Source organism: Glutamicibacter sp. MCAF14, assembly GCF_052114325.1.
GTDB lineage: Bacteria > Actinomycetota > Actinomycetes > Actinomycetales > Micrococcaceae > Glutamicibacter > Glutamicibacter arilaitensis.
The window spans coordinates 277629-300097 of the sequence record NZ_JBFREO010000002.1; the positions used below are offsets into that span (position 1 = coordinate 277629).

A 22469-nucleotide genomic window follows, 5' to 3' on the forward strand; every position below is an offset into this window, starting at 1 on the left:
TTTAGCACAAGACTCTAACAGCGCGGCCGAATCACTGCAATAGGCTAGGGTCGAATAATTGCATTCGAACTGTCTCAAGAGGGAAATGTGGAATCGCCTAAAGCCAAGCGGATAACAATTGCTGACGTTTCAGAAGCTTCGGGGATGTCCAAGGCTGCCGTCAGCATGATCCTGAACAATAAGCCGGGCACGCGACTGTCCGCCGAAGCCACAGAACGAGTGCGCGCGGCCGCCAAGAAACTGGGTTACCGGCCAAATGCGGCAGCCCAATCCTTGCGAAGCGGGAAGACGCGCACCCTGGGGTTCATCTCTGATCAAGTTACCGTGACTCGTTTTGCTTCCGAAATGATCACCGGCATCCTGCGCGCAGCGGAAGAGCGAGGCCATACGGTGCTCATTGCTGAGACCTTCGGCAAGCCAGAGCAAATGGCTGAAGCAATAACGCAGATGACCCACCGGGACGTTGACGGGCTGATTCTTGGGTTCATGGATTCTCGCCAACGTGATTTGAAGATCCCGAAAACTGGATTGCCCACCGTGCTGGTCAACGGCCTAGACGACAGCCCTTGCGTCGCAGTGCTTCCCAATGAGATGGATTCGGGGGCTAAAGCCGTGCAGAGGGTTATCGAATCCGGGGCGAAGAGTGTTGCGGTCATCGGTGAACTTGAAAACGCCGAAAAGGATCCGCGAACCTATCCAAGTATCTCTCGCCGCTTCGGCTCCCTGCGCAGAGCCTTGGCGGAATCAAACCTCGAAGTACTGGGCCACTGGGTGCTCGACGACTGGAACCCCACCGACGGATATGAAGCAACAATCCGGATGCTAGCCGACGGGTACAACCCTGACGCCATCATTTGCGCCAATGACCGCGTGGCCATGGGTGTCTTCCAAGCGCTCGCCGAAAATGGCCTGAAGCCAGGAACGGACCTGTCCGTGCTGTCTTTCGATGACGAGATTATTGCCAGCTACCTTCGCCCGCAATTGACCTCTATTCGACTTCCATATGAGGGGATGGGGGCTCTGGCCGTTGAGCTTCTGCTCGATGGAAAGCTGGAGCCCGGGGAGCATCAGATCGACATGCCGCTCATCGAGCGCGAGTCCATGAAATCCCGCTGACTCGCGGGCACAACCGAGCCGGCCGGTTCCGCGAACCTGATTTCCACGATTTCCTTTGTGTCCACCCGTGCCATTTCGGGGAATGGCTGCCATGCTTCGGGATGCTGATTACGCCTCTGCCCTGTGGCATCGTGCCCCATTTGCCCTACTCAGCTGAATGAAGCAAGGGATTTCGATGTCTTGGATCCATGGCCTTGACGGTCAGGAATCGATCCTGTCAATGATTTTCACTGCCGCAAAACTTCTTCCTTGACAGCCGTAAGTGATGTAGGTTACCTTATTTCACAGCGTAGTAACGCGCGTTACTGAATCGTGTTAGCAAACCGTTGGCACGACGCGAAACGCACTGATCTCGAAGGGGAGGAGGGGCATGTCTCAACAGTCAGTGACCATGGCCGACGTTGCCAAAGCAGCCGGGGTGAGCCGAACAACCGTCTCATTCGTACTCAACGGCCGGATGGAATCAAGCATCCCCGAAACCACAAGAGAACGAATCAACCAAACGGCGCGCGAACTGGGCTACCGCCCCAACGCAGCCGCACGAACCTTGGCCAGCAAACGCAGCTCCTGGTTCGGGCTGGTGACCGAAATTGCCACCTCGCCCTTTGCCACTGACGTGATCAAGGGAGCGCAGCAGGCAGCATGGAAAGACGGCAACTTCCTCCTTATCGCACCCAGCGACGATGATCCAGGTATGGACAACCTCGCCGTTGAGAAGCTGCTTGAACAGCAGGTTGGCGGATTGATCATCGCGACTTCCTGGCACCGCCAAATCACGGTGCCGGAAAATGCAAAAACAGTTCCCTGCGTACTGGTCAACTGCTTCGATGCCGGAGGCCAATTGCCATCAATTGTTCCGGACGAATTCGGCGGCGGATACGCTGCCGCCGAAATCCTGGCCAAGGCCGGGCACACCAGCATCGGGCACATCACTCTCAAAACAGGAATTCCTGCGCAAATCGGACGCCAAGCCGGTATGAAGCAGGCCCTGCGCGATCACGGAATTGAATTCAATGATTCCCGGATCGTGCCTGGTGATGGAACTGCCGACAGCGGGTACCACGGTACGCAAACACTGCTAAGCCAACTGGATCCGCCTACCGCAATTTTTTGCGGTAATGACCGGATCGCCATGGGCGCCTATGACGCAATCAAGGAACTCGGTTTGCGAGTGGGGGAAGACATCTCAATCGTCGGTTTTGATGATCAAGAGATTCTGGCACCACATATGCGACCAAAACTGACAACCATCGCCTTGCCCTTTGAAGAAATGGGTATGGCAGGGGTGTCATTACTGAATCAAATGGTAGAGGGCTCACCGATTGAGAATCGCCAAATTACCATCGGCTGCCCTCCACGCATTCGTTCATCTGTGGCCATGCACGGCCAAAGATGAGCTTCCCCTCCGCTACACATCACATGAATGGATGAGGAACTTCCATGATAGTCAAATACTTACGCCGCGCGCACCTTGCCGTGGCTGCGACCGCAGCGGTCGGCGCGCTCGCGCTGACCGGATGCGTCGCATCAAATCCAGGCGGAACCGAAGCTGACGGAGCAACAACCAGCTCAGCGTTCCTCACTATTCCGCGTGAAGACATGGGTACCTTCTCCAAGAATTTCAACCCGTTCTCGCCCAACGCCGCGCCAATGACCGGCCAGTCCATCTACGAGTCCATGCTGGTTTACAACCCTGCCGGCGGCGACACGGTGCCCTGGTTGGCCACCGACTGGGAAGCGGGCACCGACGGCAAGTCGCTGACCTTTAATCTGCGTCCGGGAGTCAAGTTCTCCGATGGCACCGAGCTGACCTCCAAGGACGTGAAGCTTTCCGTGGAGCTGCAGAAGGAACTGCTCGGCGGCTATGACTACCTGAAGTCCATCAAGACCCCGGATAAGACCACCGTGGAGTTTACCTTCAAGAAGGCTTTCGCCCCGGCACTGTACGAATTGGGCCAGCAGGTTATCGTGCCTGCGCACATCTGGTCCAAGTTCGACAAGCCAGGCAACGAAGAGAACCCGACTCCGGTCGGCACCGGCCCGTACACCGAGATTGCCAACTTCCAGGCCCAGTCCTTCGAGCTGCAAAAGAACCCGAACTACTGGCAGCCCGAGAAGCAGAAGCTTGGCGGCATCCGGATGCTCGCCTTCGCCGGCAACGACGGTGCCAACCTGGCAGCTATCTCCGGCGATGTCGACTGGACTCAGACCTACATGCCGGACATCCAGACCACCTATGTGGACAAAGACCCAGAACACCGCCACTACTGGTTCCCAACTACCGGGGCAGAGATCAACTGGCAGCTGAACACCACCAAGGAAGAATTCTCCGACGTCCGGGTGCGCAAGGCATTGAGCATGGCCGTGGACCGTGAACAGGTTGTTAAGGTCGGCATGACCGACTACACCGTTCCGGCCGACTGCACCGGGCTGTCGGGCAACTATGACAAGTGGCGTGATGCCTCGGTCGTAGAGAAGTGCGACTGGACCAAGCGCGATCTTGAAGGCGCCAAGAAGCTGCTGGATGAGGCTGGCTACAAGGAAAACGCCCAAGGACAGCGCACCACCCCAGACGGTAAACCATTCACCTTCGACATCTCCGTGGGTTCAAGCTCCACTGACTGGCTGTCGGTAGCAAACATTATCGCGCAGAACCTTCAGGATGTGGGCATCAAAGCCACCGTTGATTCCCCTGACTGGGCCGCGGTGACCGCAGCCTACGAGACCGGTGAATTTGATACCGGTATCGTCTGGACTGCTAACGCTCCGACCCCGTATCAGTACTACCTGAACCTCATGGGAAGCCAAAACGTCAAGCCGGTCGGCAAGCAGACCTTTGACAACTACCACCGCTTCAGCGACAAAAAGGCAGATGACCTGCTGAACAAGTTTGTGGCTACCGGTGATGAAGGCGAGCAGAAGCAGGTCATCAATGACTTGCAGTCGCTGTATAGCGAACTAGCTCCGGTTGTGCCGTTGTTCCCTGGCCCGGAGTGGGGTGCCTACACCACCGAGAACTTTGTTGGTTGGCCCACCGAGGAAAACCCTTACGCGACTCTGAGCAACCGCGCACCGACCACCGTGCTGGTGCTCACCAACCTAGAACCCGCGAAATAGCATCAAGCTCCCACGTGGTGGGCGGCCTCTAGCTGCCCACCACGACGCGATCTTTCGTGAAGGACACATATTATGAGCTTCCTCTTCCGGCGTCTGGGCTTTTACCTGCTAGCCTTCTGGGCGTCCATCACCCTAAACTTTCTGCTGCCGCGGCTGATGCCCGGTGACCCGGTCACCCGCATGCTTTCCCGCTCGCAGCAACGCCTCGAACCACAGCAGGTCGACGCGCTACGCACCATGATGGGCGTAGACGGCGGCCCGCTGATCCCCGAATACTTCAGCTACCTTGGCCGCATCCTCACCGGCGATTTCGGTATGTCGATTTCTCGTTTCCCCACGCCAGTCTCCGAAGTTATCGCCTCTCAGCTGCCTTGGACGCTGTTGCTCGGGATCACCTCATTGGTGATCGCGGTGATCCTCGGCAACTTGCTGGGTATCCTCGCGGCCTGGCGCCGTGGCGGTTTCCTGGACTCGGTGGCTCCGCCACTGCTGGTATTCATCGGTTCCTTCCCGTACTTCTGGCTCGCCATGGGTGCGCTATATATCTTTGGCATCAATATGGGTGTCGCCCCGATGCGTCACGCCTTCTCCGTGGGTCTGGTCCCCGGATTCAACCTTGAATTCATTTTGGATGTGGCAGCTCACCTGTTCCTGCCAGCATTAACCATTGTGCTGGTGTCCTTGGGCGGCTGGATGCTGGGCATGCGCAACACCATGATTGCCACCAACTCCGAGGATTACATCCTGATGGCCGAGGCCAAGGGCCTGCGCCCGCACCGCATCATGCTGAACTATGCTGCACGCAATGCAATGCTGCCCTCGGTGACAAGCATGGGCATGAGCATCGGGTTTATCGTCGGTGGAGCCTTGCTCACCGAAGTAGTGTTCGCCTACCCGGGCGTTGGATACCAGCTGCTCGCTGCAGTCCAAGGCCTTGACTACCCATTGATGCAGGGCATGTTCCTGACCATTACCGCCGCGGTGCTGATCGCGAACTTCCTTGTAGACCTGGTCTACGTCCGACTCGACCCTCGTGTGCGGAAGGGCTGAACCTCATGAGCCAGATAACCACAGATTCCCTGACCTTGACTCCCGAGGACCCGGCGGCAGAAAGCTCCACGGCTCGCGCTCGACTAGGTGCCACACGCCTGCTGCGTACCTTGCTGCGCAACGGCAAGGCGGTGGCCGGGCTGAGCATCATTTTAGTGTTCATTGTGCTGGCGCTGCTGGCCCCGGTGTTCTTCCCGGGAGATCCGGCGCGCATCACCTCTGCCGGTGCCTCCGCTCCGAGTCTGGAACACTGGCTGGGCACCACCACCAAAGGCCAAGACGTCCTCGGCTTGACCTTGTGGGGAGCGCGCTCCTCGCTATTTGTCGGCTTTGCCGCTGGTATCTTGTCCACCGTGATCGGCGTGCTGATCGGTTTGAGCGGCGCGTACTTCGGCCGTGGTCTGGACGAAGCGCTCTCGCTGGTGACCAACGTGTTCCTGCTGGTTCCGGGTCTGCCGTTGTTGGTCATCCTGGCAGCATTCATGCCGCCGGGTCTTGGAACGGTCATCGTGGTGCTGGTGATTACCGGTTGGGCCGGTAGTGCCCGCGTCATGCGTTCTCAAGCCATGTCCATTCGGGGCAAGGATTATGTGGCGGCCGCCCAGGTATCCGGTGAACGTCCACTGCGCATTATGGTGCGCGAGATCTTGCCGAATATGGCCTCAGTGGTCATGACCACCCTGCTGGGCTGCATCATCGGTTCCATTGGTGCCCAAGCCGGACTCGAATTCCTGGGTCTGGGAGATGTAAACACGCTCTCCTGGGGCACCAACCTGTTCTGGGCTACCAGCGATGGTTCGCTGATGCTCGGCCAGTGGTGGATCTTTGTTCCATCGGGTCTGGCTATTGCGTTGGTGGCCTTCGCCTTGGCGTTGTGCAACTACGCGGTAGATGAGATTACCAACCCGCGCCTGCGCAGGCCTAAGCATGCAACGAAGAGCACCGCGGCGACCACCGTGGCGCGAAAGGAAGAAAAATGACCGTCCCGGTATTGGAAGTTCAGGAGCTGACCGTCGAATACGTCAGCGATGAACGTGCGGTCCGCGGTGCGGATCGGGTCAGCTTCACCATCCATTCTGGTGAGATCTTTGGCCTGGCCGGCGAGTCCGGCTGCGGTAAGTCCACGATCGCGAACTCGATCATGCGTCTGCTCAAGGACCCTGCCCGGATCAGCAACGGGAAAGTCCTCTTTGACGGCACGGACGTGCTGGGCATGGATGAGGCAGCGTTGCGTTCCTGGCGTTGGAATAACGTGGCCATGGTGTTCCAGTCGGCCATGAACTCCCTGAACCCGGTCACTCGTATCGGTGAGCAATTCATCGACGTGATCCGCACCCACCGTGGCGGTACCCGGGCGGCCGCGCTGCATCGTGCCCACGAACTGCTAAAGATGGTGCGCATCGATCCGATACGGTTGCGCGCTTACCCGCACCAGCTTTCCGGAGGCCAGCGCCAACGCATTGTCATCGCCATGGCCTGTGCTTTGAACCCGCGGCTGTTGATCCTCGACGAACCTACTACAGCGCTAGATGTGGTGGTTCAGCAGGAGATCTTGGAACAGATCCGTGAACTGCAAAAAGAACTCGGCTTCGCGATTTTGTTCATCACCCACGACATGTCGTTGATGCTTGAACTATCTGACCGTATTGGCATCATGTACGGCGGTCGCATTGTGGAGCTGGCTCCGGCAACAACGCTGCGCCATGGTTCCCGGCACCCCTATACTCAAGCGCTGCTGGGAGCTTTCCCACCTCTGCATGGCCCACGTGTCAAGCTCACAGGGCTTGCCGAAGGTACCAAATTTACCAACATCCAGGATCTGGAAGACACCGGCGAGGGCCATTGGGTGGCTCCCTCGGATCAGCCTGTGCTGTCGCAAGGAGAACTGCTATGACTTCAACTGCTACCCAGCGGACCGCAGTGGGTCCGGCCGTGCGAATCCGTTCGCTGAGCAAATCGTTTACCAGCTCTGCGCTGTTTAGTCGAAAGAAAATTCCTGCCTTGCGAGATATAGATCTGGAAATGCAACACGGGGAAATCGTGGCACTGGTGGGGGAGTCGGGATCCGGCAAGTCGACGCTGGCCCGTTGCCTTGCTCTGCTTGAAACTCCGGATTCCGGCGAGGTTCTAGTTAATGGAACAGATATTGCGGGGCTGAAGGGGGCAGCGGTGCGCAAGTACCGAAGCGAAGTGCAGATGGTCTTCCAAGACCCCTTCGGTTCGCTGAACCCTACCTTCCGCGTGGAGCATATCTTAGAACGTTCCTTGGCTCTGCACCAGCCAGAAATTAAATCAAAGCGCAGTGAAATGGCAAAGCTGGTGAGTACCGTGGGCCTCAGCCCGGATGTGCTCTCCTCATTCCCCCACGAGCTCTCTGGCGGACAGCGTCAGCGCATCGCGATTGCCCGAGTGCTGGCGGCCAAACCGAGCATCATTCTGGCCGACGAACCGACCTCAATGCTAGACGTCTCGGTGCGCATTGGTGTGTTGAACCTGCTGCATAAACTGCGTGACGAGCACGGGATCACCATCTTTTACGTCACCCATGATCTGGCTTCGGCCCGTTATCTCTCGGACCGAATTGCTGTGCTTAACGAGGGGCGAATCGTGGAATCAGGAGAATCCGTGCAACTGCTGGATAACCCGAGCCATCCATATACTCAGCTGCTCGTGGGTGCGGTGCCTGACCCTGACCGAGACGGTAGCCTCGACGCCCCAAAGCGTGCGGCCCTACGCGAACAAATCCAGCGTTGGTCCACCAGCGCCAACCTGCAAAAGCACATTATCGATGAATCAAGCCAGCACTGGGTGCTGGCGGACGAAAGCGAAATGACATGAGCTCAAACAAAGACATGACCAATGCTGGACCGTCCAGACGGAGCATCGTTGCCACTCTGACCTCGGCCACTGCATTGACCCTGACTGGACTAGGCGCTGGGGCGGCCGTTGCGACCCCATCAAAACGGGGAAAAAATAACAAGAAGGCTTCTGCTGCGATGAGCTACCGTCCCAGTTATCACTTCAGCGTTCCGGATAATTGGAAAAATGACCCGCAGCGTCCGGTGTATCTGGACGGTGAATACCTGTACTACTACCTATACAACGAGGACTACATTCTCGGTGGCACCGGTACGAGCTGGCGTTTGGCAACCACCACGGACCATGTGAACTTCACCGACCACGGTGTAGCCATCAGCAAGCATGAAAGTCCTAACGGGGATTGCTGGTCCGGCTCGATAGTCATCGACGAAAAGAACACCGCGGGCTACGGGAAAGGCGCGTTGATTGCTCTGGTCACCCAGGCACCGGGCGGCGTGCAAGCCCAGTACCTCTGGTACTCCACCGACAAAGGACGCAGCTTCAAACCCGGTGGAACCAATCCGGTACTGGCTAACCCAGGCGTGGAAGCCTTCCGAGACCCGAAGATCATCTGGCATGAGCAAAGTTCACTGTGGGTCATGCTTAATGCTGAGGGGGACCGCATCGGGTTGTATACCTCGGTGAACCTGAAGCGGTGGAAAAGAACCAGCGAATTTGTGCGCACCACCTTGGGCACCCTCGAATGCCCGGACCTGTTCCAGATCCAGGCTTCTGACGGAACCAAACAATGGGTGCTTGGCACCAGCGCCAATGGCAAGCCACATGATCTGCCCGCCACTTACGCATACTGGGTGGGCGACTTTGATGGAGAGGCCTTCACCACCAAGGAAGAAGATCCGCAATGGCTTGACTGGGGCTTTGACTTCTACGGTGCGGTGACCTATCCGGATCATCGTGCTGACGGGAGCGAAAATCCCAAACTGCGCCGTGTCATTGGGTGGAACAACTTCTGGGATTACCCACACAATGCCCCAAGCATGGCCACAGATGGCTACAACGGAGATGACATGATTGTGCGCGAGGTGCGGATGATCGCCGGTGCAGAAGGCTACTACCTCGCCTCGATTCCGGTAAAGCAGTTGGACAAGCTGGCCGGTCCGACAAAAAGCTTAGGCAGCCCGGCGGTATCTGGGGAGCAGGTCCTGGATTTCTCGAGCAGTGCTTATGAGCTGGAATGCGAATTGAGCTGGGATCCAGCTAACCCGCCAGAGAACGTGGGATTTGAGCTGTGCCGGGCAAAAACCGGCACGCGTCACGTGGCCACCGGAATCTTTCTGGCCGGAGGGTTCGCCTACATGAACCGCAAGCCGAGCTTCCACCCCGGGGATAAGAGCGAAACCAAGAGTCCATTAGAGGCACCGAGCGGAAGACTCAAGGTACGCATCCTGGTGGACCGCTCCAGCGTCGAAGTGTTCTTCGGTAATGGCAGGATCGTTCACTCGCACCGGGTATTCCCGCTGGCCACAGATTCCGGGATCAAATTGTTCGTTTCGGGCGGGACAGCAACGTACAAGAACCTCACCGTGCGCAATCTGGCATTCGCTTAGAAGTTAGGGCAAGACCGGTATGACGCTAAGCCGGTTCCCGACACCCAAGGTTGGCCCGGGGAAGCAAGCTTTCCCGGGCCAATACCCTACTTTTCCTGGCGCAAAGAGGAGTATCCGGCCGGTCGTGCGATCGCCTGCTACGGGGAATCGCGGATCTTGCTGAGGAATTTGTAAGTCATGATGAGTGCTGGCATCAAGTCGCGCTTCAACAGTGCCCCACCATGTTCGGTGTAGTCTTGAACAGGATAGTCCGAGAGGAACAAGCCATGTTATGCACAGTTGATCATTTGTGAGGCAAATTTTGTCGCTGCGCTTACCGGATTTGTCAGTTCACCATTCCCCCCGCACTCGGCAAGTGAGTTCGTGACCATAGGTGAGTCGACGGCATTGCGTGGGGAAGCCAGTCAGAATGACATCAGGGGGTTGCCGTGGCATGAACCACTGAGATAAACCAAGATTTCTTTCACCCCTCCCAACCTAAATCCTTGGGTGTTGCATGAAGTAGTGGTTCTCCGTTATGGACAACGCTTATTTTCCAGCCGGCAAGCGCGGCATCGATTTTGATATCAACTGGCGTGGAGAAGCGGGTATCGAAATAGTCCAGTGCCGGCCACCGGCAAGCCGCTGTACGGCATTAACCACTTGGTGGCGCACGTGGGTGTCGGGGTGCTTGAAGGTACCGTGCTTCCACCGACCTTCGGTGCGCTGCTGGTCTCCGGTGGCCATACCGAAATTCTGAAGGTTACCTCGCTGACCAACGATGTGCAGATGCTTGGCGCCACCATCGATGACGCAGCTGGCGAAGCCTATGACAAGACCGCCCGTTTGCTGGGCCTGGGCTATCCGGGCGGGCCGGCCATAGACAAGGCAGCCAAAGACGGAGACAGGAAAGCGTTCCGTTTCCCTCGCGGGCTGTCGCTGCCGAAGTTCGTGGGCTCCGCCGAGGAACCGAGCAAGCACCGGAATAACTTCTCCTTCTCCGGGCTGAAGACCGCCGTGGCTCGCTGCGTGGAGCATTTTGAAGCGGCGGGGGAGCAGATCCCGGTAGCGGATATTTCCGCATCTTTCCAAGAAGTTGTGGTGGACGTGATCACCTCTAAGGCAGTGCGCGCTATGCAGGAGAATGGGCTGAAGACTTTACTGCTGGGTGGGGGAGTCGCGGCGAATACCCGCTTGCGCGAGCTACTTGCGGCGCGCTGCGCTTCGGCCGGAATCGAACTAGTGGTTCCGCCGTTCTCGCTTTGCACGGATAACGGTGGAATGGTTGCCGCTCTCGGCGCCCAGCTGGTGGCCGCGGGCGCCGAACCTTCGGGCCTGGACTTCGCGACGGACTCTTCGCAGTCGTTGGTCCAGATGGTACTGAAAAAACCATAGCTTCAGTTCTACGCCACGGAAAACTTCCAGAGCCATCCTAAATCAGTTGATCAAAGCGGTGAATTCAAGTTGGCCACGGCTGTCGATGGCGTAGGTACTCGACGACGTTTTTGAATCGACGTGTCATGTAAGACTCGGTCCCATGTACAAGAGTCGGCACTGCAAATTACTTCTAGCTAAGTAGCGTACCGCGAGTCACCTTGGCGCGAGTTCTTACAGCAGGCGGCCTCATCACTTGGATGATGAGGCCCCTAGATAGCCATACCAATGAGCGACCGTTTCCGTTCGTTATTGGCCGCAGACGAATTGGCATGCATCTCAGGCATCAGTTCTAAGCTGACAATCGTGGGCGCTACATGCGGAGGATCACTCCCAAATACTCATGCAGCACTAGCAGAATGTCAGGTACTCGTTTTGGATCACTAACAGTTCATCTACGAGAGCGTCAATCGTCAGAACATGGCTGGTCTCAACATACAATTCAAGGTAAGTACGTGTGCGATCAATCTAAGCTGCACGGCAATGGGGACGCGGCCAGTGGCAAACAAGACTTCCGGTGTGCCCCCTGCCTGTGGCAATGGAAGTAGGAGTAAGTGGCCGGGAATAACAACGCCAATCTGGTGTGGAGCATCGCAAACATTCTGCGGGGTACCTATAAACCGGCACAATACGGTTCGGTGATTCTCCCGTTCACCATCCTGCGCCGACTGGACGGTGTGCTTGCAGAAACCAAGGATGCCGTCCTGAAAGAGGCAGAGGACAAAAAGAAACTGAACATCCCTCTGGACACCTTCCTCCAGAAGGCTTCAGGCCATAGCTTTTTCAACACTTCGCTATTCAACTTCGCCAAGCTCCTAGATGATCCTACGAATATCAAGGCCAACATCCTCAACTACGTTCAGGGGTTCTCGGAAAACACCCGTGACATCTTCGAACGATTCGAGTTCTACAAGACGCTTGATAAGTTGGACGGCTCGGACCTCCTCTACCACGTGGTCAAGGACTTCGCGGCGATTGATCTCCGCCCGGAAACCATCAGCAACATCGAGATGGGCCTCATGTTTGAAGAGCTCATCCGTCGCTTCGCTGAATCTTCCAACGAGACCGCCGGTGAGCACTTCACCCCGCGCGAAGTCATCCAGCTCATGGTCCAGCTCCTACTGAACTACGACGACGACGTCCTCACCAAGGAGGGAATCGTCCGCAGCATTTACGATCCCACCGCCGGGACAGGGGGCATGCTCACCGTCGCCCAGGAACACTTACACTCGCTCAACCCCAGCGCCTCACTCGTTGCATATGGCCAGGAAATCAACGACGAGTCGTACGCCATCTGTAAATCCGACTTGCTCATCAAGGGCCAGGACATCTCCAAGATCTCCGTTGGCGACACCCTGGCTAATGACCAGAACATCGGCCAGCAATTCGACTTCATGCTTTCCAACCCTCCTTTCGGCGTGGAATGGAAGAAGATCCAGTCGCAGATCCAGAAGGAGCACGAGCTCCACGGATTCGACGGCCGCTTCGGCCCAGGCCTCCCGCGGGTCAGTGGCGGCTCCCTGCTCTTCCTACTACACCTCGTCCGCAAGATGCGCCCGGCCCACGAAGGTGGCTCACGCATCGGCATCGTCCTGAACGGCTCGCCGCTGTTCACCGGCAATGCTGGCTCCGGTGAATCCGAGATCCGCAAGTACCTGATCGAGAACGACTTCGTGGAGGCCATCATTGCCCTGCCCACGGACATGTTCTACAACACCGGCATCGCTACCTACATCTGGATCCTCTCCAACAGCAAGAAGCATAAGCATCCGGAGCGTGTCGGCAAGATCCAGCTCATCAATGGTGTTGACTTCTTCCAGAAAATGCGCAAGAGCCTCGGGTCCAAACGCAAGGAACTCGGTCCCAACGACATCGCGAGCATCGTGCGGATGTACGGGGCGTTCGAGAACGACGGCGAGACCTCCAAGATCTTCAACAACCAGGACTTCGGCTACTCCACCATCACCGTGGAGCGCCCGCTGAAGATCAACTTCGCCTTCACCGCAGAGCGTATCGACGCCGTGCTGGAGCAGAAGCCGGTGGAAAAGCTGGCCAACGACGACCGGCTGCTCTTGGAAAAGGCACTCCGCTCCGAAATGGTCGACCCAGCTGAGGTTTACAAGAACCGCGAGGCCTTTCTCAGGATCCTCAAACCGGCACTCACAAGAAGCGGACTGAAACTCGGCGCGCCAACACTCAAGGCCGTGCTCGCGGGGCTATCCGAACGCGACGAGACCGCGGACGTGTGCAAGGGGCCAAAGGGAAAGCCAGAAGCCGACACGGAGCTTCGCGACACGGAGAACGTGCCGCTGTGCGAAGACATTCGGACCTACTTCGAACGAGAAGTACTCTCGTACGTCCCCGATGCCTGGATCGACGAAACAAAGACCAAGGTGGGCTACGAGATCCCGTTCACGCGGCACTTCTACAAATACGTCGCACCGAGGTCTCTGGATGAGATCGATGCGGACCTCAACAGCCTTATCTCGGAGATCACCACGCTGTTGGCCGAGGTCGAGAAGTGATGGTTGCTGCTGGACGAAAGTCCTCCGGGTCATTTTGGTATGACACGATTCCCCAAGCGTGGGCGGAGCCTAACCTCCGCTATCTTGCCTCAATACGAAATGGGTCAGATTACAAAGACTTCCAAGTTGACGAGGGCGGCTACCCGGTCTTCGGTTCGGGCGGCGAATTTGCCCGAACGTCTCGTTTCTTGCACGATGGAGAGTCCGTTCTCCTCGGGCGAAAGGGAACGGTAGACAAGCCTCTCTATGTCAATGGCCGGTTCTGGACTGTCGACACCATGTTCTATACGTCCGTAAGCCGCCGAATTTCGGCAAAGTACCTGCACTACTTTGCGACGACGATTCCTTACGATTACTTCCAAACCAACACGGCTGTACCGAGCATGACCCAGGGAGACCTTGGTTCGATCAAAGTTCCACTGCCGTCCCTCGTGCAACAGCAGTCCATTGTGGTGTTCCTTGATCGTGAAACGGCCCAGATTGACGACCTGATCATCAAGCAGGAACGCCTCATCGAACTGCTTGCCGAGAAGCGCCAAGCCACCATCACCTATGCCGTCACCAGAGGCCTCGACCCCACCGCCCCGACCAATCCCTCCAGCGTCCCTTGGCTCGGTGACATCCCTAGTCATTGGACGGAGAAGCCGATGTGTCATTTCATGGCAGGGCGAGTGGACTATCGCGGTGCGACTCCAAAGAAGACCGACGATGGGATCTTCTTGGTTACGGCAAAGAACGTGAGGAAGGGCTACCTCGACTATGAAGCCTCGACCGAATATGTGGGGGTGGATGATTACGATAATGTCATGAGCCGAGGCCGACCTGCGCTAGGCGACATTCTCATGACGATGGAGGCTCCTCTCGGAAACTTCGCACTCGTTGATGATCCGGGGGTGGCTTTGGCCCAGCGTGTTATCAAATTCCGGCCGAAGGCAGAGTTGATTCCAGAATTTTCCGTGTATGCAATGAATTCTCCTTACTTCCAGGCTCAGCTCGAGGAACGGGCAACTGGATCGACTGCTTTGGGGCTTAAGGCAAGCAAGCTTATCGAACTTCGACTTGTTGCTCCATCCATTACGGAACAGCAGAGGATCGTCGACTATCTTGATTCGAGGACGGGACGCATCGACGCCTTGATACGTCGTTCGGAGACGGCCGTGAAGCTCCTATCCGAGCGCCGCTCAGCCCTCATTTCCGCTGCCGTCACCGGGAAAATAGATACTCGAAAAGGAGCTGCTTAACGATGGCGCTGCCACAGTGGCATGGGTTTGTTGACCCCGTCCTAAGGATCATGTCGGATGGGCAGATCCGGAGGAATGCCGAGATACGGGCCGCGGTGGCGGACCGTACGAATCTCTCCGACGAGGACATGGCCGAAGTCATGTCCTCGGGGGAAGCCCGCTGGGTAAACCGGGTCTACTGGGCAGTGTTCGACTCGATGAAGGCCGGATTGGTCGTGCGCGAAGCTCGCGGTCAATATCGGATCAGCGACGAGGGACGTCGCCGCATTGCAGACGGTGCACCCATCACCTATCAGACACTGATGGAGTACGACTCCTACCGCGAGTATCAGAAGAAATCGAGGCTCCCCAAGGCTCCTTCAACGGCAAGCACTCGCACAATGGATGCTTCGGCAATTCCAGTGGCCGAATCCGATCCCTCTGAAGTCCTGGAACAAGCGGCGAACCAGCTGAACCAGGTCGTGATCGACGAGATCTACCGCAACCTTCTGGAACTCACTCCTGAAGCGTTCGAACGCTTGATTCCATTCGTGGTTAAGGCGCTGGGCTACGGAACCGACAGGGAAGACAACCTGAGGCCCACGCAGCGATCCGGCGACAAAGGGATCGACGGCATCGTGTGGCAGGATGCCCTTGGATTCGACCGCGTCTATCTCCAAGCGAAGCGGTACGCCGAGGGGAACAATGTTGGCTCACCCGAGGTGCAGGCCTTCAGCGGCGCCTTGGGCCAGTTCCGTGCCACCAAGGGCATCTTCATTACCACCTCGACGTTCACAAGCGGTGCGCGTGCCGTTGCCCGGGACACCGCCCACTACACGCTGATCCTGATCGATGGTCAACGGCTGGCGTCTCTCATGTTCGACTACGGCGTCGGGGTCCAAGTGGACCGTACCGTGGTGGTAAAGAAGCTTGACCAAGACTTTTTCGACGGTTTCTAGGGGGAACTAAATGGCTCAGCACAATGAAGTGACGTTTGAGGACGAGATTTGCCAGGCGCTTGCAGCCCAGGGCTGGATCTACGAGCCGCAACGCAAGGCCAGCGGACTTTACGACGCCACCCGGGCGCTGATCCCCGAGGATGTGTTTGCCTGGTTGGCGGACACCCAGCCGCAGCAGCTGGCAAAGGTCCTGAAGCCCACCGATTCGCCGGCCGAGCAAGCGGTCGCCAGGAGGCTGCTGCTGGACCGTCTCTGCAAGGTTTTGGACAAGCCGGCCACCAAGGAAGCAGGCATGCTTTCTGTCCTCCGCACCGGGTTCAAGGATGTCGCTGCTAAGTTCGAAATGTGCCAATTCAAGCCCGCCATGGGCCTGAACCCGGAGACCCTCGAGCGATACGGCAAGGTGCGCCTTCGGGTGGTTCGGCAGGTCCACTACTCCACGGTCGACACCAAGAAAAGCATCGACCTGGTCCTGTTCGTCAACGGCCTGCCCGTGGCCACCATTGAGCTGAAAACCGACTTCACGCAGAACATCAACGACGCCGTCGCACAGTACCGTAACGATCGATTGCCCCGTAACGCAAAGAACAAGGACGAGCCACTGCTGTTCTTTGGCCGACGGGCGTTGGTGCACTTCGCTGTCAGCAACGATGAGATCCAGATGACCACCGAGCTGAAGGGCAAGGACACGTATTTCCTGCCTTTCAACATCGGCGACGACGACCACGCGGGAAACCCTGTCAACCCGAAGGGATCGGCCACGAGCTACCTGTGGGAGCAGGTGTTGCAGCGTGATTCTTGGCTGAACATCATCGGCAAGTTCCTGCACTTGCAGGTCAGCGACAAGACCGACCCCGTCACCGGTGAACGGGAGGTCCGCAAGTCCCTGCTCTTCCCGCGCTATCACCAGTGGGACGTGGTCAACCAGCTCATCGAGACCGCCCGCACCGATGGCCCCGGCCACCGATACCTGGTCCAGCACTCGGCAGGTTCCGGCAAGACCAACTCGATTGCCTGGACCGCACACCAGCTCAGCTCCCTGCACGGGGCCGGCAACGAGAAGCTCTTCGACTCGGTGATCGTGGTGACGGACCGCACCGTGCTGGATTCCCAGCTGCAGGACGCGATCTACCAGATCGAGCACAAATCCGGCGTCGTGGTTCCCATCCGCGGCAACTCGGGTTCCAAGTCCGCCGAACTCACCGCCGCACTGGTGGCCCGGACCCCGATCACCATCGTCACCATCCAAACGTTCCCCTTCGCACTGAAGGCCATCGCCGAATCCCAGGCTCTGAAGGGACGGAATTTCGCAATCATCGCGGACGAGGCGCACTCGTCCCAGACCGGGTCCACGGCCAACAAGCTGAAGAAGGTCCTATCCGCAGAAGAACTGGCGGACGTCAACGACGGCGGTGAGTTCGACGTCGAGGCGTTCCTGGCGGCCGAGATGGCCGAGCGTGCGGACGCGAAGAACATCAGCTACTTCGCGTTCACCGCCACCCCGAAGGCCAAGACGCTCGAGTTGTTCGGCCGCAAGGGGCCGGACGGGTTGCCGCAGCCGTTCCACCTGTATTCTATGCAGCAAGCCATCGAGGAACGTTTCATCCTGGACGTGCTGCAGAACTACACCAGCTACAAGGTTGCATACCGGCTAACCCACGAGGGACAGGACTATGACTCCGAGGATTCCAAGGTGGAGAAGTCCGAGGCGCTCAAGTCGTTGATGGGGTGGGTGAAGTTGCACCCGTACAACATCAGTCAGAAGGTCCAGGTGATTGTCGAGCACTTCCGCACCAATGTCGCCTGGCGCCTGGACGGCAAGGCCAAGGCCATGGTCGTCACGGGGTCCCGTAAGGAGGCAGTGCGGTACAAGCTGGCGATCGACAAGTACATCAACGACGCGGGCTACGTCGGGCTGGGGACCCTGGCCGCTTTCTCCGGTGAGGTGACCGACGACGAATCCGGTCTCGAGCAATTCACCGAAATCAACATGAACCCGGGGCTCAAAGGCAGGACGCTGCCCGAGGCGTTCTCCACCGACGAGTACAAGATCATGCTGGTGGCCAACAAGTTCCAGACCGGTTTCGACCAGCCACTGCTGGTGGCAATGTATGTGGACAAGAAGCTCTCCGGGGTCTCCGCTGTTCAGACGCTCTCCCGGCTGAACCGTATCGCAGTGGGCAAGGACCAGACGTTCGTGCTGGACTTCGTCAACGATCCCGACGAGATCCTGGCCTCCTTCCAGCCCTACTTCCGCGAGGCCGCATTGGAGGGCGTCTCGGACCCTAACGTGGTCCACGACCTTCAGGCTAAGCTCGACGCCGCCCAGATCTATCTCGAATCCGAAGTGGACGGGATGGTGAAGGCCTATGTCCTGGAGGAAGGCAACAACGCCCTGTCCGGCTGGGTGGCACCGGCGAAGTCCCGCTTCAACACCCGGTACAACGCCGCCGTGGCCGCGAAGGACAAGACGTCACAAGATGAGCTTGACCTGTTCCGCAAGGACCTGGGCTCGTTTGTCCGTGCCTACGATTTCCTGTCCCAGATCTTCGACTTTGCCGATTCAGACCTGGAAAAACGCTCGATCTACTACAAGCACCTGTTGCCGGTGCTCAGGGTAAACGACTCAAAAGTGGCACTGGATCTCTCCGGCGTGGTGCTGGCGAAGTACGCGCTCAAGGACAAGGGGAAGGCGCAGCTACAGCTCACCGGGGAGGGCTCGACCTTGAAACCTTCGACGGAGGTAGGCACCGGGCAGACAAAGGATCCTATCCTGTCGACCTGGGAAGAAATCATCCAGCAGGCCAATCTGCCTTTCGAAGGCGAGGAAATGGATGCTGTGGCGCACTTCGTTGAAGGCGTCCGGCGGGAGCTGGTGAAGAACGAGACTCTTCAGAAACAAGCAAGAAACAATTCCCGCAGCCACTTCGGAGGTAGTCCCGACCTGGCCCAAGCAATCACTGATGCTGTGTCGAATTCAATGGATAGCCATTACAACCTGAGTTTGCAGGCGCTGGGGGATAAAACGAAAATGGGTGCCCTGCTGAAAATGCTCAGCGAACTCGTATATGAGGAGCTACAGCAATAAGAAGCAGGCCGGCCCAAACTCGATACCTGCCTATTCGGGAGGAAGCGAATAAGAACAGTCCTCTAGTTTTTCCCTAGGCAAAGGATGCGGCTGAGAGACATATTGTCAGTCTGTCTTGTAGTGTCCCTCTCGGTAAGGCTGTAAGCGAGTCACTCAAGACCCACTCCTGACCGAAAGAAATGACCATGAGCACCGTCGGCGTCACCCGCGAAGAAATCAGAGAATACGTTCACCAGTACAACCTCCAGTCTCGCTGCACCATTAAAGTTCCGGCTAAGCGTATCGTGCACGAAAGATACACCTGTTTTGCCTTCTAGAATGGGTCGTAGCGCCAAAGAGAGGCTAGAAGTCATAACGTTGGCGGGAAGTGTAAGCAGGGAGCTCGGTCGCAACTGAAGTATGGAATAAAGTGCCGTTACGCGCGAAACTCCAAGGATATCCACAAAAACAAAGAATTTAGTGGATGTACCAGCTGGAAACCAATATTTTGATATCAAAAGGAATAAACCGTAACCTATGTTATGCCAAAGTGAAAATTCATTGAGGTTATCTGTAGATTCGAAATAAAATTGTTTGGGGTAGAAATGAAGTTTTCCGGAGACGCGAAAGATCTTGTCCGTCGTATTGGCCGTGCTCTAGAGCCGGTGGACAGGAAGAAGCCAATCGCATTTTTGTTCGGAAGTGGGTTAACGCTAGCCTCAGTGCCGGGAGTTAACGACATCGTTATTCGAGCCCGGGGCGCTATAGATTCCCGGGACCATGCAGACTTTGATCGTGAAGTCGCAACTTTCGAAGCTCCTTCAGAAAAGTACCAGGCGGCCCTAGGCTTCGTTAAAAAGCGGTTTGGCGCAGAGTTTGTTGACGAGATTATTGCTAAATGTACACTCGCGGCATATGATGCGGAAAACGTGTCAAGCGTAAAAATAATAACGGATAACCATTCCAAAATCGAGCGAGACTATAGTAATTGGAACATTCCGGCGGGCGTTGAGTCGCTTGGACGAATACTTTGTGGACTACCTCGTAATCTGAGAGGAAAAGTTCTAACTACGAATTTTGACCCACTTATAGAAGTGGCTATTTCGAAAGCAGGTTCCAATCCGCATCCTATGGGAATCGATGCGGGCGGTCAATCAATCTACGTTGAGCAAGCTTGCGACATCTACCATCTTAACGGATATTGGCGTGATTCAATTACGTTGCATAATGTTACTGATCTAAAAGCCGAGCGACCGAATCTATCTAGCATGATTCGCGACATTGTGACAAGGTCTATTCTTGTGGTAGTTGGATACTCGGGGTGGATTGACGCGGTTATGCTCGCAATTGAAGCTATGATTGACGATGGGTCGGCTAGGCGTGCAGACATATTATGGTGCACATTTGAGAATGAGACGAAACTAGTTGAGTCTTTCGAAAAAAATGAAATTTTAAAAAGACTAAACAATGAGCTTACAGGAATACAGTTCTACACAGAAATAGACGCAAATGAGTTTTTTCCGGAATTGGAAAAAGCATTTCTGAATATCTGGTTTATGACAATGTTCACCGGGCACCTGACTTATCCGCGATTCCGGTGGGTTGGAGTACCGGAGAATTTTATGAGTGGGTGGATAGTGAAGCTCGCATTAGGGCAATTGAATTCTTCGACGGTCGAGTTCCCACTCCTCGAGACGGGTTTAATTCTTATATTCCTAGGCGAGACGTTGTGGAGACTGTTTGTAATAATATTCGTCAAAGTGTTGTCTCTAAATCGAGTTCGTTCGATGTAATTCAAGGGCCTAGTGGCGAAGGTAAGACCACCGCACTCTTTCAGGTGATGGCAACAATGAAATTAGAGTTTCCAAAGGCCGTGATTCTCAATTTCACACACAGCGCATCACTATTAACTCCGGATATTCTAACCTCCTTTGAGCAAAGTGAAGAAGTATTTCTTTTTCTCGATGAAGTAGATAAAGCGATTCCCTGGGTTCAAGGTATAATATCGCAGATTCATGAGTTAAATTTCAGACACATACATTTGATATCTGCAGTGCGTGATATTCAGTGGCAGTTCTCTGGTGGTGCGACAGTCAACTGGAATGCCTATGTAAAAACACGCAAGCATTCCCTTTCTCAACTGTCTCGACCGGATGCCCTCTCATTGGTCTCTTCTTGGGCAAAAATCGGGAGGGAGGCTCTAGGGGAGCTGGCACTTATTGCTGATGTGGATGGTCGAGTTGAACGACTGTTGAGCGTAGCTCAGAGTTACCGTGGCGGTGCTAAAAATTCATTATTTGGCGCCATGCTTGAGATTCGTTACGGCGATGGGCTGAAGGAACACGTTCGTGAGTTGTTGGGGCAGCTCAAAGACAGAACATTTTATGGACGAAAAGCGGATGGCAGTGATTCAGATTCTTATAATTTCGCCGAAGCCTTCTTGGTTATATCACTTATGCACGACGTGGGTAATACGCCAATTAGCAAAGAGCGTTTGGGCTCCGTCTTCGGATTGGGGCAGGCAGAACTAGCCAACTCCGTTCTTGTCAGCCTTGGAGAAGAATCACCCGTTGCCTTCGAAGGAAACTTTGTGGTTACCCGCCATCGATCGATTGCGGCTAGTGCATTATCGCTTGGCCAAGAAATGGGTATAGGTGTTGAATATTTAGTCGAACGTCTTGTTCGCAAAGCCGTCGAAGATGCGGAACGACCGACAAGAGGGTTCGACGAATCGTTACGCCCTTATTGTTACCTAGCGCGATCCCTGGAGTTGGGTAGATTACAAATTGTGGCAGCAGAAGCTGCTGTGGATGCATCGCCGAACAGGTTGTCCTACCGAAGTACACTTAGTGCGGTTTATCGTCAGAATGAAATTCTCGATTTGGCACTAAAAGCAAACGTCGATGCAGCATTACTTTTTCCGACTGCAGCAGACCGGTCGACGGGAATTCGAGTCAGCTTACACGAGTGGGCCGTAACGGCAGGCTCTGCTGGGTCCCCCTATGCAAATGCTTTCCTGGCGGGGCTTGCGTTGGCTGACCTATGGCCAGACTCTGAGATGAATTTTGATCAGATATCTAAAACACTTATGGTCGTTGGCATCGGATTGGAGAATGCCATCAAAGAGCAGCCCAAATATCCCTACATGGCAGGTCTCAATGCAGTCGTCGAATTGTTTGAACTTTGTAGGCCTTATCTGCAGGGTGAATCCGAAAGTAAGGTTGAGAGGCGACTTAAACTTTGGAAAGACGAGATAAGTAGTTTCGGAGTAGAAACCAATTTTAAGGATCTTGCTCAAATATTTTCTTTGCTTCTAAGAGCGCTTCAAGAGGCTCGGTCTAATTGCGAAAGTGAATACGTACGTCCAGTCCAAGGAATGAAACTGCAATTCGAGCGATTGCATAAGAAAATTCGTTCGAAATTGAACTACGGTCATAACTACGCCTATACCGACAGATAATTTTGTGTCAAACCTGTTTAGCAAAGCCATTTAGTAGTGCATGTGTAACGAAACGATGTGCAATCCCCTACGTGTCAGGCTGGAACGGTACCAACGCCACATAGCAAACCCACTC

Annotated in this window: 14 protein-coding genes and 1 pseudogene; all 15 read left to right on the forward strand. The window is 55.9% G+C overall.

Going from position 1 to position 22469, the window contains the following annotated elements:
• Window positions 1-87 precede the first annotated feature (87 nt).
• Complete coding sequence (locus AB4Y71_RS03910; RefSeq protein WP_223261468.1) at window positions 88-1116, forward strand: LacI family DNA-binding transcriptional regulator; 1029 nt, start codon at window positions 88-90, stop codon at window positions 1114-1116.
• A 391-nt stretch (window positions 1117-1507) separates the two neighbouring features.
• Window positions 1508-2512: a LacI family DNA-binding transcriptional regulator gene (locus AB4Y71_RS03915; protein WP_441718496.1), complete on the forward strand. Its 1005-nt coding sequence runs from the start codon at window positions 1508-1510 to the stop codon at window positions 2510-2512.
• Between the two features lie 44 nt (window positions 2513-2556).
• Window positions 2557-4233, forward strand: coding sequence for an ABC transporter substrate-binding protein (locus tag AB4Y71_RS03920; protein WP_441718058.1), 1677 nt, complete (start codon window positions 2557-2559; stop codon window positions 4231-4233).
• Between the two features lie 72 nt (window positions 4234-4305).
• Window positions 4306-5283 (forward strand): ABC transporter permease, encoded by a 978-nt coding sequence (locus tag AB4Y71_RS03925; RefSeq protein WP_096256852.1) that lies wholly within the window; start codon window positions 4306-4308, stop codon window positions 5281-5283.
• A 5-nt stretch (window positions 5284-5288) separates the two neighbouring features.
• Entirely contained in the window at window positions 5289-6263 is a 975-nt protein-coding gene (locus AB4Y71_RS03930) for an ABC transporter permease (protein ID WP_441718061.1), read from the forward strand.
• Complete coding sequence (locus tag AB4Y71_RS03935; RefSeq protein WP_441718064.1) at window positions 6260-7177, forward strand: ABC transporter ATP-binding protein; 918 nt, start codon at window positions 6260-6262, stop codon at window positions 7175-7177. Before AB4Y71_RS03930 ends, AB4Y71_RS03935 begins: the two co-directional genes overlap by 4 nt.
• Window positions 7174-8121 carry an ABC transporter ATP-binding protein gene (locus AB4Y71_RS03940; RefSeq protein ID WP_441718066.1) on the forward strand — a complete coding sequence of 316 codons (948 nt, stop codon included), beginning with the start codon at window positions 7174-7176 and terminating at the stop codon, window positions 8119-8121. The genes AB4Y71_RS03935 and AB4Y71_RS03940 overlap by 4 nt, the downstream gene beginning before the upstream one ends.
• Before the next feature lie 158 nt (window positions 8122-8279).
• Window positions 8280-9710, forward strand: coding sequence for a glycoside hydrolase family 32 protein (locus AB4Y71_RS03945; RefSeq protein ID WP_441718069.1), 1431 nt, complete (start codon window positions 8280-8282; stop codon window positions 9708-9710).
• A 609-nt stretch (window positions 9711-10319) separates the two neighbouring features.
• Window positions 10320-11084, forward strand: a pseudogene (locus AB4Y71_RS03950) (tRNA (adenosine(37)-N6)-threonylcarbamoyltransferase complex transferase subunit TsaD); the annotation flags it as partial.
• A gap of 593 nt (window positions 11085-11677) precedes the next feature.
• Window positions 11678-13648 carry a type I restriction-modification system subunit M gene (locus AB4Y71_RS03955; RefSeq protein ID WP_441718072.1) on the forward strand — a complete coding sequence of 657 codons (1971 nt, stop codon included), beginning with the start codon at window positions 11678-11680 and terminating at the stop codon, window positions 13646-13648.
• Window positions 13648-14889 carry a restriction endonuclease subunit S gene (locus AB4Y71_RS03960; RefSeq protein WP_441718499.1) on the forward strand — a complete coding sequence of 414 codons (1242 nt, stop codon included), beginning with the start codon at window positions 13648-13650 and terminating at the stop codon, window positions 14887-14889. Before AB4Y71_RS03955 ends, AB4Y71_RS03960 begins: the two co-directional genes overlap by 1 nt.
• A 2-nt stretch (window positions 14890-14891) precedes the next feature.
• On the forward strand, window positions 14892-15827 hold the full coding sequence (locus AB4Y71_RS03965) for a restriction endonuclease (RefSeq protein WP_441718075.1): 936 nt from the start codon (window positions 14892-14894) through the stop codon (window positions 15825-15827).
• Between the two features lie 10 nt (window positions 15828-15837).
• Window positions 15838-18915 carry a type I restriction endonuclease subunit R gene (locus AB4Y71_RS03970; protein ID WP_441718078.1) on the forward strand — a complete coding sequence of 1026 codons (3078 nt, stop codon included), beginning with the start codon at window positions 15838-15840 and terminating at the stop codon, window positions 18913-18915.
• 584 nt (window positions 18916-19499) lie between these two features.
• Window positions 19500-20687: an SIR2 family protein gene (locus AB4Y71_RS03975; RefSeq protein ID WP_441718081.1), complete on the forward strand. Its 1188-nt coding sequence runs from the start codon at window positions 19500-19502 to the stop codon at window positions 20685-20687.
• A complete protein-coding gene (locus AB4Y71_RS03980) occupies window positions 20606-22354 on the forward strand; it encodes a P-loop NTPase (RefSeq protein WP_441718500.1) in 1749 nt (582 codons plus the stop codon). Before AB4Y71_RS03975 ends, AB4Y71_RS03980 begins: the two co-directional genes overlap by 82 nt.
• Window positions 22355-22469: the final 115 nt, after the last annotated feature.